Source organism: Paraburkholderia sp. RL17-373-BIF-A, from assembly GCF_046030175.1.
Lineage (GTDB): Bacteria > Pseudomonadota > Gammaproteobacteria > Burkholderiales > Burkholderiaceae > Paraburkholderia.
In genome coordinates this window covers 18,507-35,220 of the sequence record NZ_JARESO010000061.1, presented here as the reverse complement: position 1 = coordinate 35,220, position 16,714 = coordinate 18,507, and the positions used below count along the sequence as shown (strand labels likewise).

The window sequence follows — 16,714 nt, the reverse complement described above, 5'->3', positions numbered from 1 at the left end:
TACCCATGAACGGCACCATCATTCGACAACTGCACGGGCGTTGCCTCGAACTGACCATCGACAACCCGGCGCACGACAACGCCGTCTCCGACGACATGGCCCGGGAGCTGGCCGATCTGCTCGATGCGGCGGCGGACGAGGCGGACCTCGTCGTGCTGCGCGGCGCCGGCGCGGATTTCTGCAGCGGCCGGATGTCGATGGGCAAGCGCAGCGGCACCCAACCGCAGGCGCTCGACCGGCGCCGCAAAACCGAAGTGATCTTTCGCTGCTACGACGCGTTCCGCGCCACGCCGGTGCCGGTGATCGGCGTGGTCCGCGGCCGCGCGCACGGTTTCGGCTGCGCGATCGCGGCGCTGTGCGACATCACGCTGGCGGCCAGCACGGCGAGCTTCCAGATTCCCGAAATGGCCCACAACATCCTGCCAACCATGGTGATGTCGGCATTGATCGATCGCATGCCGGCGAAGGAACTGGCCTATCTGGTCTATTCGACCCGGGAGATCGACGCCGCCGCCGCGCAGGCCTATGGCCTAGTCAGCGAGGTGGTGCCCGACGCCGGGCTCGATGCGGCGTTCGAGGCGCTCAGGAGCGCGATGCTGAACATGCCGCGGCCAGCGCTATGCGGCGTCAAGGAATATCTGCGCTCGGCGCCGGACATGAGCATCCGTGGCGCGGTGGACTTCGCCCAGAACCTGCACGCGACCGTCAACTCTTCAAACGAAATGCTCAAGCAGAAAGACTAACGAAACCAGGACGAACCATGAGTAACAACGACACCCCCTTCGACTTCGACAAATTCCGCCTGCGTCGCTTCGTCGAGAAGCTGATCGATGCCGGTGAAGTCGCGATCCATGAAGATCCCGTTTCGCTCGCCGATCTGAGCGCGCGGATCGACGAAACGCCGAAGGCGTCGCTCTTCAGGCGGGTCGGGCAGGAGAAGTTCGAAATGATCGCCGCCGTTTCGGGCAGCCGCAAACGGCTGGCGATGGCGTTCGGCGTCGAGGAAAGCGAGCTCATTGCCGAATACACGCGGCGCATGGCCAATCCGCAGACGGTCGTCGAGGTGTCGTCGGAACAGGCGCCGGTGCACCAGATCGTCCAGACCGGCGACGACATCGACCTCATGAAGCTGCCGTTTCACCTTCAGCACGAATATGACGGCGCGCCGTACATCTCATCGGGCATCGACTACAGCGTCGACCCCGTCACCGGCCGGACCAACGTCGGCTGCCGGCGCCTGATGTTCCGCAGCAGGAACACCATGCGCGCCAATCTCTCCCAGCCGTCCGATCTGAAGCGCGTGTACCTCGCCTGCGTGGAACGCGGCGAAAAGCTGCCGGCCAGCTTCGCGATCGGCTCGCATCCGTTGGATTATCTGGCGGCCGGCCAACGAATTCCGGTCGACGAATTCGGCCTCGTCGGCACGCTGCGCGGCGAGCCGGTGCCGATGGTTCGCGGCCTGACCAACGGCGTGCTGGCGCCGGCGGACGCGGAAATGATCGTCGAGGGCTATTTCGACGAGCTGGGGTATAGCGAGAAAGAAGGCCCCTACGGCGAGTTCTACGGCTACTACGGGCCCGTGCACATGGACCCGGTGTTCCACGTCACGGCGATTACGATGCGCAACGACGTGCTGCACCAGACCGTGCGCCACAGCGGCCGTCATCTCAGCTGGACCGAATCGGCGAATCTGGGCGGCCTCAATTCGGAACTCCAGATGTGGCGTGTGCTGCGCGCGGCGAATATCGAGCCGACCGCGATCTGCGCCGTGCCGGGCACCAATGGACGCCAAAGCGCGCGCGTTGCGCTCAAGCGCGGCACGCCCGGTCAGGCGCGGCTGGCTATCTCCGCGCTCGCCGCCATTCCCCGGCTCAAATACATCTACGTGACCGATGACGACGTCGACGTGTTCTCGAACGAGCAGGTTGAATGGGCGATGTCGACGCGCTTTCGCAGCGACCGGGACATCGTCGTGCTGGAGGGCTTCGCCCCCTTCTACATGGACCCCACGACCGGCGACCACGGCAACATCGCCAAGGTGGGTTTCGATTTGACCGCCCCCTACGGCCGGCCCGAGACAATCGAGAGCCGGCGCGCCTTGGCACCTCGCTTCGCCGCTTCCTCGGCGGAGCGGCGTTTCGGCAGCGTTCGCGAGGCGCTGGCAGCCGGTCCGTTATTCTTCATGGAACTGATCGTGGCGCTCGGCAGCACGGACGGCCGCGAAATTGCGCTCGAACTCGAGGCACTGAATCAGGCAGGCGTCTTGTGCCGTCTGCGCGATGGCGAATGGGCGCTGCAAGAGAGTGCCGATAAAAAGTAGCCGCAACGCTGGACGGCCGCCCGATATAGACACCGCCATCGTATACCGGCTGTCCGCGTGCGGCTGAACCGAAGCGTGGGAGCGCCTGCACCGCCGTGCATTGGCCGGTCTGCACCGAGGCGGCAACGCGGACAACTCGTCCCAGATGCTCTCGATCAGATCCATCCGGCCGTCGCGATCGGTGACGGCAACCAGTTCCGCAGGGACGCAACTGGTTGCGGGTTTCGATCAGGCTGCTTCGCGCAACAGCGGCGATTCATTGCGATTGCCCGGGGCCGACACGAACGGTGCGATCACGTTGCAGTTGCGGTCACACAGGGCAACGACCTTGCAGCCCTTGACCTTCTTGTGGCCGCTGAAGCCGAAGTTGTTGCCTCCCTTCTTCGCGGCGCTCGTAGTACCATCGCCATGGGATCTGTCGCGATAAGGCGGAAGAGCGAATCATCGTTAGGATATTGAGGATTACTTATGCTGCCAGCGAGTAGAATTGCTCAGCGCGACTGCGCTCGGTGCAATTGTCTTTCATTTGACCCTTGGCGATCATATGCGCAAGCTCGATGCCGCTTAACAGGATGCGAGCGCAGCGAAAATTCTTGAAGCCCAGCATCGGACGCGTTCGCCTCTTGATAGCCCGATGGTCCTGCTCAACGATGTTATTCAAATACTTGTTCTGTCGAATCTTGATCGGGGTGTCCCATTCGGCGTTCAGCGCGTCTAGCGCGGCAAGGTTCGCGCCGCTCTTATCGATGGTCACCGTCTCGGGTTCGCCGTTTTGGTCGATCGACTTTTCAAAGTAGCGCTGCGCCGTGACCTTGTCGCGATGGCCACACAGCAGGAAATCGACTGTGTTGCCCTGCTTGTCGACCGCACGATACAAATACTTCCACTGCCCTCGGACCTTGAGTAGAGTAAGAGACAGGGCGTAGTCGAACTATTTCCCTGCCTCTCCTCTCCGAACCGGACGTGCGCCTCTCAGCGCATCCGGCTCTCCATCCAGGTGTCGCTAAAAGCGAAGACAATCTACCGCAGGAGCCAGCGAACTGCTGTTGGTCTCCATGTAGTATGTCGTCAGTCTGCTTCGCATTTCACTGATTATCAAAGGTCTTCACCTCACTGTGGTCAGTTAATCTGCCTGGCAAACCACCTGGACTGCCCCCCTTCGCCATGTGGCCGGCTTTCCCGGCCTCGGACTACTACGGAGGCTCCGCCAGCTTGCACATCATCGGGGGCACACTCCCTTGGCATCTGTGCAAACCTTCCCCAGTTCACATGCTGGACTCAATCGCACGGGCGAGGTTGCCTGTCGCAGTCTTTATCCTTGCTTGCCGCAAGTCGTCGCAGATATCACGGTCTAGCTGCGCGCTCTCCGTAATGCCCTGCGGTCGGCATACATCTCCGGCCAGCATTCGCGGCATCCGTCCGTACATGTGACCGACGCCGATCCGCGTCCTGCCTGTTAAGCGGTGTAGAAGGCAGGGGTGACGATTCAACCCACAGATGCGATTAAACAGGTTCGTGTCCCTCAACCGTCCCATGCTCAGCCTGGAGGCTCATCTTGGCGTAACCGCTTCGCCGCAAACCCCGTTTCCCACGGACTTCGTCACCTTGCCAGTGTCGGCAAGTCACCGCCGCTTCGGCTCACTCCCTCTCGCAGCAGAGGAAGGGCATGCCCCGGTACTGCGACATCAACTCCACCGGGACCTGCATTCCAGACATGCTCAAGCAGCTTCACCCCCGTACGGGCGGGCTACGCTGGCTGGGCGTACCGTACGTCTCGTCGACTCGCCACGACTGACCGGCTGCCGTGGCAAAGCGGCTCCAGCATTTGACGAACTCCGGCGTGAAGCGCTTAACCCAGCGCATGATCGTCGTATGCGCGAGCGACAGCCCGCGCTCGGACATCATCTCGACCAGGTCGCGGAAGCTGAGCTTGTAGCGAAGGTACCAGCGCACGCACAAAACGATGACCTCGCGATCGAAATGCAGACCGTCGAACAGCTTGTCGATGCTTTGCCACTTGCCCATGCCTCGCCACCCACTCGTTAAACCGCGAGCTTAAACGGTCCGCACTTCCATTTGCAACAGTACCCTCTGGAGCAGAGCAACGGGCGTTAATGGCCGAGGTCGCAAGTGCTGATCTGGCTGGGCTCCGCGGTCGTCGGCCTGCAGCGATTTCCGCACTCGACCCATAGCCGCTATTGCGACCGTGTTGGCCAAAGGTCCGCCCTCGAGCGCACAACGTACCTCTCGTACTGACCGCGTCTTTCCAGCACGCGGCAACGGACTTCTACAGGTCCGTCGTCGCGTGGCTTCATGCAGGCTGATCGAAACTGCCGGGGCTCTTGTCCGAGGCCGTCCACTGCGAAGTACGAGTTCGCTCCGCCTTCCGCAAGCCGGCCTTCAGGCCTTCCGTGTCGAAGTCCTTCGTATAGACTGGCGTGCCGGGCTGGTGACGCCAGGAGTCGTCGATACCGCCATTATCGAGGGCATCGAAACCCACTTCGTTGACGAGTTGCATCACTGCCGCCTTGGCGTCGGCGCTATCGCCCGAGACTGGCAGCGCAATCCGCCCCGGCGTGCCTTCCGGCTTGCCGAGATTGCGCAAATGATCCGCGTAGATGTTGTTGAACACCTTGATTACCGGCTGGCCGATCTGCTGCGCGACCCACGCGCTTTCCATCATCCCCGACTCGATCCCGTCGATGCGGCCATCGCGCTCGCGTGGATAATAATTGCCAGTATCGATTACAACCGTGGTTTCCGGCACGTCGTCGAACAGGCCCGCAGGCAGATCGAGCACCTTCTTTTCGGGAATCGTGACCACGATCACCGCTGCACCACGGACCACATCCGCGAGTTCGGCTGGTTTCGCGCCAGTTTCGCGGGCGACATCGGCGAGCGTATCCGGCCCGCGCGAGTTGCCGATAAGCACCTCGTGCCCATGTTCGACCCAGCGCAGCGCCAGTACCCTCCCTATATTCCCCGCGCCAATGATGCCAATTTTCATACACCCTCCTTTTCTTTCAGTTGACTACAGCGGGACGCGCGCAACGGCCATGCCCGTGCGTGTTGACCATCCCCGCGGACTCGCCATAGCCTAGCATCATCCGGGCTGAGATACTGGGCCGTCCCGTCCCGCAGGACGGGCGGCCTGGCCAAACAGCGCATCGCGGATCCAGCCTTCCAGCGGCCTGTCCATGCGCAGCTTGTAATCGCCAAAACGCTTCAGATTGTGGGTTGGATACGGTCTCAGGAACTCCAGGTCTCCGGGCCTCGGGCGAATCGAATGACTCTGGTCGACCGATACTGTTGAAAAAGTCGCCGCGGGGCTTTTTCAGTCTCCCCTCTAGAAAATCGGCCTCTCAGATCGCCCTACAAACCGCTCGCGCACGCCGGTCAAGGGTAAGAAGACCCCTGAAAACCTGGCGAGAACGACGGTCAGCGACTTTTTCAACAGTATCGACCCGCTGCCGTCATTCGACTCGCCGCTATTCCTATGACCGCTCTCGAATGCGGATTCAACCGGTCGATGCAACACAATCGGAACTGCGCGAGCAGCGGGGTCCGTTGCATCCTGCCCTGGACGAGTGGCCGTTTACGCGGGGCGCCGATATCAATAGCCACACCGAACTACAATCAGTCAACCGGTCTGAATCCGCTTCATCCGAACTCGCGTCGCACAGGTCATGGGGCGGCTATGCGTGGACCATCCGGGCTGCGTTGACAGGCTGTTCAGCCGCGCACCAGGCAGATCGGCAGTGCGCGATTGATCCGTTCGCAGCGGGGCATGGGCAACGGCCAGCACAGGAGGGACTATGCGGTCGGGAGTGAAGTCCGACGTGCGCCTGAGACGTTATGCAATCACGGCGATGGCCGTCATCGCCGGGCTGATTGTCGTCGGACGGATCACCCGCATCCTGGTCGACTGGCTGTGGTTCTCTTCGATCGGCTATGCCGGAGTTTTCTGGACCATCCTTGACGCGAGAGCGCTGCTGTTTGCCGCCGTGTTTGCAGTCTCGGCAGGCGCGATATGGCTGTCGGGGATTTTGGCGCATCGTTACGCGAGGGGCGTCGATACCTGGCGAGTGGAAGCAGCCGGTCCATCTGGTGCGACGGAAGTCACCGGCGATCTGGCCGAACTGGTCGCGCCGCGCATTCCCTGGCGCTCCAGTATTGCCTGCGCCGCGGTCGTCTTTGGGCTGGTTATCGCCGCCAGCCAAATCTCGAGCTGGGACATCGCGCTTCGCTTCATTTATCAGGTGCCGGTTGGCGAGCGCGATCCAATCTTCGAGAGGGACATCAGCTTTTATCTCTTCTCGCTCCCCGCGTATATCGCGCTCAAGAACTGGCTGCTGCGACTGCTCTTCTGCAGCGCGATCGTGGCAGGTGCTGTCTACGGGTTGCGCGGTGACATCGCGCTGGAACGGCCACCACGAACGCTCTCGCCCGCCGCCATCACTCATGGTTCGGCACTGCTCGGCTTGTTCTTTGCGGTGAAGGCCTGGTCGTGGTGGCTCGACCGCTTTCTGCTGCTCTATGGCGACAACGGCGTCGTGGTCGGCGCCAGCTATACCGATGTCCACGTCGAGTTGCCGGTCCTGTGGATGCTTGTCGGTCTTGCCGCGGCCTCATCCGTCGCCCTTTGGATCAACATGCGCCGGCGGAGCTACCGGCTGCCTGCCGTTCTCGCGCTGCTCGTATTCGGCAGTGCGTTTGTGTTCGCTGTGATCTATCCGTCGCTGTTTCAGCGCTTCTATGTCAAGCCGAGCGAACTGGGACTGGAAACACCCTATATCGAGCACACTATCGCGCTGACGCGACAGGCTTACGGCCTCGCAAAGATTGAGGTTAAACCGTTTGAGGCCAGGCAGGGACTGACTCTCGACTCGCTGCAGGCCAATCGCGCGACCATCGACAACATCCGGCTATGGGATGTGCAACCGTTGATGGATACCTACGCACAGTTGCAGGAGATCAGGACTTACTACAAATTTCTCTCGGTGGACATCGACCGCTATCAGCTTGACGCCGGATACAGGCAGGTGGTGCTGTCGGCGCGTGAACTGGACCCGGCGATGCTTCCGCCTAACGCCCAAACCTGGGTGAACCTGCGCCTCATCTTCACTCACGGCATCGGCGTCGTGATGTCGCCGGTCACCGAGAAATCCACCGAAGGCTTACCCTCCTTCTATCTGCGAGATATTCCGCCCGTCTCCAACGGCGGCCCGGCCATTCGCGAACCACGTCTCTATTTCAGTGAAGGCCGGCAGGACTACGTCATCGTGAACGGCAATGTAGCTGAATTCGACTATCCCAAAGGGGCGGACAATGCCTACACGACGTATAGCGGGCGCGACGGCGTCTCCGTCGGCAGCGTGGCGCGACGCAGTCTCTTCGCCTGGCAACTCGACGATCCCAACATCCTGCTGAGCGGCTATATCACAGACCAGAGCCGGATCCTGCTTCACCGCAACATTCAGGACCGCGTGCGTACGATCGCGCCGTTCCTGAGTCTCGACCATGACCCCTATGTCGTCGCAAGCAATGGGCGCCTGTTCTGGATACAGGACGCCTACACCGTCAGCCAGTGGTTTCCTTACTCCCGGCCGGGTTTCGGCGACGGCGCGAATTACATCCGCAACGCGGTCAAGGTCGTGGTCGACGCGTACAACGGCACGGTCGATTTCTACGTCAGCGATCCCGCCGATCCGCTCCTGCGCACATACGAGCGCATCTTCCCGGGTTTGTTGAAGCCTTTGGACGCGATGCCACCGGAGCTTCGGCAGCATATCCGCTACCCCGAAGATCTGTTCCTGATCCAGGCGCAGCTCTACCGTGCTTATCATATGGTTGCGCCGGAGGTCTTCTACAACCGCGAGGATCTGTGGCAGTTTCCCCGGGAGCTGGTCGGAATGGATGGCGGGAGCGCAGCCAACACGATGCCGCCGTACTACACGATCATGCGGCTCCCCGGCGATGCACGCGCCGAGTTCATCCTCATGCTGCCGATGGTGCCGAGCCAGCGGGAAAACATGATTGCGTGGCTGGCGGCGCGTTGCGATCCGTCCAGATACGGCAAGCTCATCGTCTATACGTTTCCCAAGGACAAGCTGGTCTATGGGCCGTTTCAGATCGAAGCGCGTATTCAGCAGAATACCGAGATCTCGCAGCAGATCTCGCTGTGGAACCAGATAGGCTCACGCGTCATTCGCGGTCATCTCGTGGTCGTGCCGATCGAGAACTCGATCCTCTACGTTTCTCCGCTCTATTTGCGCGCGGCGTCCGGTCAGTTGCCGGAGTTGAAGCGGGTGATTGCCGCCTATGGTGACCGTGTGGTGATGGAGGACACGCTGGGTGAAGCCCTGGCGGCGCTTTTCAAGGAGACCGCGCAAGCGGCATCGCCACCCCGACGCACAGTGGACGCGCGCGCGCGCGAGGCGCTTGCCCACTATGACCGCGCCATCGAGCGACTGAAGGCGGGAGACTGGAGCGGCTTCGGCGCGGAACTGGATGCCCTCCGGCCGTTGCTCGAGGCACTCGGTGCCCGCCGTTCCGATGATCAGAAGTGACCTGGGGAAATTTAAAGGGCGTCTATGCTTGCAGAACGAAAACAGCAATGCCTATGCCTTGTAATCGATGGCGCGCAACAATCCATGCGCCATTGAACGTCCTCCAGCGCTGCGGCGTCGATCGCCGCTCTGTTGCCCCGCCGCGCTGCGTCGCATCTCAAGGTACATCGTCACAGCGCAGCCGACAATATTGGGCGACTTTTGGCCAAATTGCGTGTTCGCAAATGTCGAAAGCGGACGCCGGGGTCTGCTCATCGTTGGCGAAAGCAATTGACCGGTTCGGCCGATCTCCCGGCAAACGAAGTCGGCATCTGAACGTCCCTTTACGGAGTGAAGGAGACGCGTGAACGCCTAGATCAAAACTGCGGTCTACGGCAGCTTGTGGGCCGACTTCTGCCTGACGCGTCCGGCGAAATACGACCTTGATCAGCCTTTCGGACCGCGCTTGCGACTCACCGCTTCAGACGGAGACGAGACCGCCCCTCGCATCGGCCTTTTACCTGTCGTCCGTACAAAATGATTCGATCGTCGTCGAAGTATTACCTTAGCTTGCAGACCGCGACGCCCATTCGCTGAAGCTGGGCCCACCATGAATGGTTTTATGTTTTGCCCATTCCACCTCGGCAGCGGTGGCATACGTCACCCCGGGCTCCCACCAAAGTGCGGGTTCCTGTTGGAGAGAGGGTCGCCTTTCCATCCGAGCGACCAACGACGCGAGCTTGGGTCGGCCAGGAGCGCGCCAGGACAATCGCAATGGGCGCGTTTCAATGAACTGACAGATGCAGGTGAGCAAGATGTCCTGAGCCGAAATGACGCCGGGGACGAAAGCGCCGCCAGCGCCGGTAAGCTGAGCCTCGAACCAATCGAGAAGATGCTGGTTGCGCAAGACGCATCGCGCGGCATGGCCATTTTCTTCATGTCTGATCCCGGACCATTGAAGTTGCGACACCGTCGTCGTCGACACGCCGAACGTCTGTAACGTGGCGAGAACGAGCTTGTCGTGCCAGCTTTCCGTCGCGCGCACATAGCCGGTTGCCAGGGGATCCATGCCTTCCGGCGCGGACGCGCCTGGATAGCTGGACATAAGGTAGTCGATGATCACAGCGGAATCCCAAAGCGTCAGGCTACCGTCAACCAGGGTAGGAACCTGAAGGGTCGGCGCGACCTTCGCACGCTCTTCGACGCTGGGTGTCGTAAACGTCTCCTCACGCTCAAATTCGAGTCCCTTCTCGACAAGCACGATACGGACGGCACGAGCGAAAGGTGAACCTGTCGTGAAGAACAGCTTGCGCATCTTGGCCTCCTTGATTGACGGACCGCGTTGACACATATGGACAGATATCTTGCTCGTCCAAACTTGCAGCGCCGACCGATGGTCCGCTCACACTCATAAGTCTGGACCTCGCGACAACTGCGCACCAGCGGCAATTGATGCAGGTTGAACAGGAAGCGAACGAAAGGTTAAAGCACCCGAACCACGGGTTCGAACCGCACCGAATCCGCGCCCACGGGTCGCTCAGGTGAATGCGCAGAACGCGAACCTTCAGCGCTCAGATATTGCTTGGCACGACGGTCAGCAGGCGACCCACTTCGGCCCGTCAGTCCAGCCGATCTCAACGGCGGCGTCCAAAGGTGGATCGGTCGGTCGTTGACCCGCATGGCCAGGTGCGGCAGCCGGCTAATGTGACGGTGCCATGAAAATGCCAACGTACGCAATCGCACACTTCTGCTCGGTTTGGTCTTCGGGCTTCGCGCCCAGAGCACTATTTTTCAGAAGCACGTCCCTCGACTGACAAAACCGGCGCGGAACGTGCCGGCCTGTACGGCCCGCCGATTTGATTGCGCCGGACCGCATCCTTACTTGCCAGCCACCTCGTTGCAGCCATCCGGTCTCCTGATGGCGGCCGTTGCACGTGTTGCAAATTGGGGGTACGTCATGAAACGAATCTGTGCCGCATTCCTTGCGGCAATGCTGAGCGCTACGATCGCGTCAGAATGTCAGGGCCAGTACACGACTGACTGGATAGCGAATACGTTTGGGACTAACGCCACTCACGTAGGTAACGCCGCGCGTTCGATGTGGGTTGCGCCAGAAGGCACCATTTACACCGCTTCCATGTGGGACGAGAACGAGGGCGGCATTGCGATCTACAAGAATGGTTTGAATGCCGGCAGCCTTGGCGCGCATGGTGAACCACAAGGCAGTGCCATCACCGGCAATGCCACCAAGCTCTGGGCACCGCGCCAGTGGGGACGCGTGAACGGGGTCTACTCGAGCGGCCTGGTGATCAGATATGACCGGGTGACGGGGGCGTTTGACCAGAGCATCCAGGTCTCGTGCGACACCACCGAGCGGCGCGCCGATGTGATCACCGGTATCGCCACCTGGTCCCACTTCTGGATGGCGAGCGACAACCCGTGCGCGCGCATGCGACTTTACGACATCAATGGCACCTGGCTGCGTGACATTGCCGTGACTGACCCCGGCGCACTAGCGTTCGACCGCAATGGCAACATCCTCGTCGCCCAGGAGGCAGAGGGCACCGTCCTTCAGGTCAGCCAGACCGGCACGATCCTGCATACGCTCACCCTGCCCACTGGCGAAGTCCCGCATGCGCTCTACTTCGACCCAACCACGCAGTATCTTTGGATCGGCGACGCAGGACCGGACCAGAACGCGAAGATCTACGACACGCGCACGTGGACACTGAAAAGCACGTTCGGGGTGAAGAGTGGCTATCTGGATACAACGACTGGTACGAAAGGGCAGGTGGGGAGCCTGCGCTTCGCGCGGATCGACGGCATCGGCAAAGACTCGGCCGGCAACCTCTACATCCTTTCCCAGCCGTGGGGAGGCTCATGGGACCATGGCCGCACAGGAGGCACAGACCTCTACGCATACAGCCCGACAGGCAAGCTCCTCTACAACCTGCGTGCACTGAATTTCGAGGCGATAGCCGCCCCCGATCCGGCGACTGACGCAACCCTGTTCTATTCCGGCGTGAACATCTATTCAGGCACAGGTAGTGCGGACTGGAAGTTTGTCGCCAACACCGTTGACCCATTCACGTATCCGTCCGACCCCCGCCTCGACGTGACTTACCGGGGTCGCGGCCTGCACTTCGGCATGATTGCGAGCGCAGGAACGAACAGGGTGCTGGTCGCCACTGACCAGAACCCCGACGGCTTCTACTTCTTCCACTTTGACACCGCCCAGGGCTACACTGCCGTCCCGGATGGGGTATTGCCGGGCACGCTATTCAATGCCACTGCGCTGGTTCGCAACGGCTTCTGCCTCGACAGCAGCGGCGACGTGTGGGCCGGGCTCGACAAGACGAACCGGATCTGGCACTGGCCGCTGACCGGGTTCGATACGAACGGCAAGCCGTCATGGGGAGTGCCCGTAGCCGTGCCGGTTCCTGCATCGATCGGTGACCTGAGCCGCATCATCTACCTGCCCGAAAGCGACACGATGATTCTCGGGCAGCGGATCACGGGCAGCACGGACTGGACCGGCATCGGAACCCGCGTAGAGGTCTACCACGGGTGGCTCGCCGGCAACACAACCAACCCGAACCCGGTTATCACGCTCACCAGCGCCAATCCGAAGTCCCTCACTGCTGCTGGCAACTACCTGTTCGTCGGCTACGTCCACACCGTGCCCAACATCGATGCCTTCAACCTGACGACGGGCAGGTTGGACAATCCGTTCATCAACAGCAACCCCAGCAATGTGTACGTCGGCAATGACGTGGATTCGATGTACGGTCTTAGATCGTACCTTCGATCGACCGGGGAGTACGTGGTCACGAAGGACAACTACAACGGCTCCAGCATCGTTGTTTATCGTTGGACTCCGTGATCACCCGTGCCCGCCGCGCCTACTCCACCGGCCTCAGACCAGCAATCTGGCAAATCGCAGCGCGCAGACAACGACGCGCCGCCAATGGATCTTTGACCGATGAACGGTGAAAGTCGCAGTGGAATCACGTCCGTCACATGTCAGGTTACGAGCGGACCTTCGCGACATTCGTTCGAGCGGCAGAAACTGGCCGCTTGCTGCCTCACGTCATCAGCTCATGCCAATACAAGGTCGAGATCCGGGCCGCCCGACTCGTTGTAAAGTGCACACTGCACTAGCGCGCAAGCCAGTCCTCGTCCTCTAATTCAGCGGAGGACACACAAGCTAGTAAGTCGCCGACCACTGGGCGCATTGTTGTCGATGCGTTGGAATAGACGACGAACGGGGTGTATTAGACAGGTTTTGCCGAGTTCGGCCGTTTGACGCACTATCATGCTTTAGGCTAATTGATGTGCGCCAGTGGGCGTGGGGAGGAGTGATGAAGACGGTCTACCAGGAAGTGACGCTCGATGACGTGCTGGCTCACTTCGCCATGGGTTACAACCATAAAGAGAATGGCGAACTGTTGACGCACGAATCGTTCGTGGACATCTCGAAGCGTAAGGTGGTTTTCAAGCTGAACTTCAGAGATGATGACGCGCAGCAGGGGCTGGCCGATTGATCCGCCGCCATAGGCGGGAGGGAGATGGGCGTGGGCGACTTTGAAACGTGGTTTCGCGCTGAGGTGATTGCCGACCGGCTTTACCCTGCGGATGAGAACGCGGCGCGGCATACATGGGATGCCGTCATGGCGATGAACGGCCAAGACACAGCACGGCTAGACTTCCTGATCGAAAATGAAGCGCGCGTTGGCGCGGGCGTGAATGGCTTCCATCACGTCTGTGGAGGTTCATTGGGCGATCCCGAGAACCTGGCGCCGCGGGATGCGCACTGCAAGACGGCGAGAGATGCGATTGACGCGGCGCGAGTGGCCGGGAAGAGGTGAAGCGTCACAGCGGCCGATGTTTGAGCCAATTGCTTTCGTCCGCACCGTCGTGATCGCAAAAAACCTGACTTCCGAGCTCGCCGCGCCTTTCAAGGCGATTGACACGACGTAATAGTGATTGATGCGAACACGGCTGCCAGCACAGCATTCTGGCGCGAGGACATGACCTTTTCCGCGCTGAATCGTGGTGTAGCGGCTGCAGACATCGACCAGGGCTGCGCTCACTCGACGGGCTTCCAGGCAATCCACTTCGAACCCTGCCTGCTGCAACCTTTACGTCAGGTATTGCGTCAGTGTGCCGTCGAATCCAACTGCATTCGCATGAGCCGCCATGCGCTGATATCATTGTTCGTACTGCGTTGCCTCACTGAAGGGGGACGTGACATGAAGAGCTCGCCGAAGTTCTGGCCGATGATTTCCGCGTTGACGATCTCGCTCGCTGGCATAGCCGCAGGAGGAATGGCGGAAGGCGCGACGCATCTGAGCGCAACACAATGCCGCGATCTTGCCGCCATCAAGAACCACGCGCCTGTAACACAAGAACGCAACCAGAGTGAACTGGCCGCGCTGAGGAAGGCCGGATACGACCCATCAAGGTTCGATCCGCACTATCCGAAAAATCTACAGGCGGCGCAGCATCAGGTCGATCGTTGGTATCAGGCGGAATGCCCGCAGGCGCGGCACGATTGAGGCGCACAGCCAAGTCCACTCGCCGCACTGTTTCCGGTTGACCTGTGGCGGTCACCGACGTCCGAGACGCTGACACGGAGGTGTGAGAGCGTCTCTCGTCGACCCACAGCCGACGGTCGAGCCGTGGGAACCTCCACGGCCGGTCTCAAAGTCTAGCGGTCGTCCGTCCAATCGCGTAGACCGGCATCTGTCCGACCGTTGCCAAACGGTTCGCGTTCTCGGGGATTGAGACCGTAAAAAAGCGTCCCAACGCCTCGCCCGATAGTGGCGGTCTATGTGGAAAGACTCAATCGGCGGCCGAGTTCCCAAGCACCTTCGGTGCAAACGGATCGTGAGGATGGCGCGCCCGAGAGCGCGTGAGTGCAGATTTTTTTGTCGCTTCCGCTGGCAGTGACTACCGTTAAAGTAGTCTTTCCCCGGCTCGCCTCATGTACCTGTCACGCTTCCGGTCTGCCGCCGGCGCTGTCATCGCCGCCCTGACGGCGCTCACGATGGGGGCATGCACGGTCACCCCACCGCCCCGCGTTGTGGCCGCACGCACCGCGGCGCCGCCCGCGGAGCCTATTCAGACGCTCAGCGAGTACAAGGCGCGCGTCGCGCAACGCATCGTATGCGGTCCATTGACGACGCCCCTCAGAGTGACGTCGAGGAACGCGTCATATTTGTTGGTGACAGGGATCAGCGGAGTTCGGCAGGCATCTTCCAGGGGAGAAGCGCGTCGTAGTCGTCGACGGTTTTTGCCAGCGCCAGCTTCGTAAATAGCCAGGTAAGGTATCGATACGGGTCGATCTGATTCGCCTTCGCAGATTCGACCAAGGTATAGAGATTCGCGCTTGCACGGGCACCGTCAACGGTGTCAGCAAATAACCAGCTGCGGCGTCCAAGGCAGAAGGGGCGGATCGAATTTTCGCAGGCATTGTTTGATATTGGCCAACTGCCATTCTCGACGTAGCGAACGAGCTTCGGCCATTGCCCGCGCAGGTAGTTCAGCGCCTTGCCAAGCAGGCTATTGGGCAGGACGGCAGGCAGCTGTTCGAGCATCAGCTTCTTGATCGCGTCGAGCACGTGTGCGCTGTATCGGCGTCGCAACCGCTGCCGTCGCCCGACGGTCCACGTCTCGCTGCGCGCTTCGGCGGCGAACAGTTTGCCGAATAATTTGATGAAGCGGGTCGCAAGCAGATCCGGCGTGCGCGCAGCCTTGGGAACGTTGTCCTCTGCCTTGACGAAGTACCGTCTCGCGTGAGCCAGGCATCCAAGGTGGACGAGCTGGTAGCGCTCCGCGATGCCGTTGTAGGGTTCATACCCGTCGGTCATCAGGACTGCACCCTCGCGGATGCCGGCGAACAGTTTGTCGGCCAGCTTACCGCCACGTCCGGGTGTATAAGTGAAGCATCGTATCGGGATACCCGAACCGGTCATCTGCGCCCACAGGTAACTCTTCGTTTGTGGGCGACGTCCTTTCTCTTTCAGGACCTGGAACGTTGTCTCGTCGCAGTAGATCACCTCTGCATCAAGTAGCGCGTCGCGCATCAGGTTGATCACGGGCTGTGCAGCCACACCAACCCGGACCATGCTCGCGGCGACCGTGTTCGACGAGATGTCGCCGCCGAAGCGGCGCAGCAAGCCCGACTGACGGTAAATCGGCATGCCGAACTGATATTTGCCGGCCGCTATCCACGCAAGGGCCGATTCGGTAAACAGCCCGCGCGGAATGATCCGCGGCGGCGCCGGCGTCACCTTGATGCCGAGATCGCAGCACGGGCACGCGTATTTAACGCGCTGGTGCTGGACCACACGAACCTGTTCCGGGATCACGTCGAGCTGCTCGCTGGTCTCGACACCGATCTCAACAAGAGCATGACCGTCGTGAGCGCAGAAACGTTCTGCTTCGGGAAGTTCGTGACGACGGACCTCGCGGGGCAGATTGGGATCGAGCGGTTTGCGGTGACCACGCTTTTTGCGTGTGTGTTCAGCGACCTTCGTTTCCGGAGTATCTTCCTGCGCGGGCGTGGTGTTCGTGCCGAGCGCTTCGGCTTCATTGAACAGACCGGGCTGCTCAGAGGCGCGCGCTTCGCTCTTCGCGCCGAACAGTTCACGCCGATAAGCTCGTAGCCGCTCTTCGGCGAGATCGCGTTGTGCGGTCACAAGGCGCAATTCGCCACGTAAAGCTTCGCGCTCGTCCCGGAGTTCACGAGCGGCGTTGCGCTCGTCGAGCAACTGTTCAGCTCTTCAGCAGTGATCGTCACGTTGATCGGCATACCGCTTAGACCAGTATGCTGATGACATGT

General features: G+C 60.8%; 9 protein-coding genes and 4 pseudogenes. 7 read left to right on the top strand and 6 right to left on the bottom strand.

What is annotated here, in order from left to right; translation table 11 throughout:
• The first annotated feature begins 5 nt into the window (after nt 1–5).
• Entirely contained in the window at nt 6–743 is a 738-nt protein-coding gene (locus tag P0D80_RS40610; RefSeq protein WP_408292149.1) for an enoyl-CoA hydratase/isomerase family protein, read from the top strand.
• Nucleotides 744–802: 59 nt separating this feature from the next.
• Entirely contained in the window at nt 803–2,320 is a 1,518-nt protein-coding gene (locus P0D80_RS40605; protein WP_408292186.1) for a UbiD family decarboxylase domain-containing protein, read from the top strand.
• A gap of 16 nt (nt 2,321–2,336) precedes the next feature.
• Here P0D80_RS40605 and P0D80_RS40600 read toward each other — a convergent pair.
• The 4 genes and pseudogenes from P0D80_RS40600 to P0D80_RS40585 all read right to left on the bottom strand — a co-directional run.
• Nucleotides 2,337–2,542, bottom strand: a pseudogene (locus tag P0D80_RS40600) (Tn3 family transposase); the annotation flags it as partial.
• A gap of 244 nt (nt 2,543–2,786) precedes the next feature.
• A pseudogene (locus P0D80_RS40595) lies at nt 2,787–3,230 on the bottom strand (IS6 family transposase); the annotation flags it as partial.
• Between the two features lie 863 nt (nt 3,231–4,093).
• A pseudogene (locus tag P0D80_RS40590) lies at nt 4,094–4,345 on the bottom strand (IS6 family transposase); the annotation flags it as partial.
• 286 nt (nt 4,346–4,631) lie between these two features.
• Nucleotides 4,632–5,327: an NADPH-dependent F420 reductase gene (locus P0D80_RS40585; RefSeq protein WP_408292147.1), complete on the bottom strand. Its 696-nt coding sequence runs from the start codon at nt 5,325–5,327 to the stop codon at nt 4,632–4,634.
• Nucleotides 5,328–6,135: 808 nt separating this feature from the next.
• Here P0D80_RS40585 and P0D80_RS40580 point away from each other — a divergent pair.
• Nucleotides 6,136–8,889: a UPF0182 family membrane protein gene (locus P0D80_RS40580; RefSeq protein ID WP_408292145.1), complete on the top strand. Its 2,754-nt coding sequence runs from the start codon at nt 6,136–6,138 to the stop codon at nt 8,887–8,889.
• Nucleotides 8,890–9,433: 544 nt separating this feature from the next.
• Here P0D80_RS40580 and P0D80_RS40575 read toward each other — a convergent pair.
• Complete coding sequence (locus tag P0D80_RS40575) at nt 9,434–10,183, bottom strand: glutathione S-transferase family protein (RefSeq protein ID WP_408292143.1); 750 nt, start codon at nt 10,181–10,183, stop codon at nt 9,434–9,436.
• A 642-nt stretch (nt 10,184–10,825) separates the two neighbouring features.
• Here P0D80_RS40575 and P0D80_RS40570 point away from each other — a divergent pair.
• The 4 genes from P0D80_RS40570 to P0D80_RS40555 all read left to right on the top strand — a co-directional run bounded on the left by P0D80_RS40570 (nt 10,826) and on the right by P0D80_RS40555 (nt 14,426).
• Entirely contained in the window at nt 10,826–12,751 is a 1,926-nt protein-coding gene (locus P0D80_RS40570) for a YncE family protein (protein WP_408292141.1), read from the top strand.
• Between the two features lie 478 nt (nt 12,752–13,229).
• The gene (locus P0D80_RS40565; RefSeq protein WP_408292139.1) at nt 13,230–13,412 is read left to right on the top strand and encodes a hypothetical protein; all 183 of its coding nucleotides are present in this window, start codon (nt 13,230–13,232) and stop codon (nt 13,410–13,412) included.
• Between the two features lie 30 nt (nt 13,413–13,442).
• Nucleotides 13,443–13,736: a hypothetical protein gene (locus tag P0D80_RS40560; protein WP_408292137.1), complete on the top strand. Its 294-nt coding sequence runs from the start codon at nt 13,443–13,445 to the stop codon at nt 13,734–13,736.
• 384 nt (nt 13,737–14,120) lie between these two features.
• A complete protein-coding gene (locus tag P0D80_RS40555) occupies nt 14,121–14,426 on the top strand; it encodes a DUF4148 domain-containing protein (protein ID WP_408292183.1) in 306 nt (101 codons plus the stop codon).
• 678 nt (nt 14,427–15,104) lie between these two features.
• On the opposite strand, the pseudogene tnpC reads toward P0D80_RS40555, so the two are convergent.
• A pseudogene (gene tnpC, locus P0D80_RS40550) lies at nt 15,105–16,684 on the bottom strand (IS66 family transposase).
• Between the last annotated feature and the right edge of the window lie 30 nt (nt 16,685–16,714).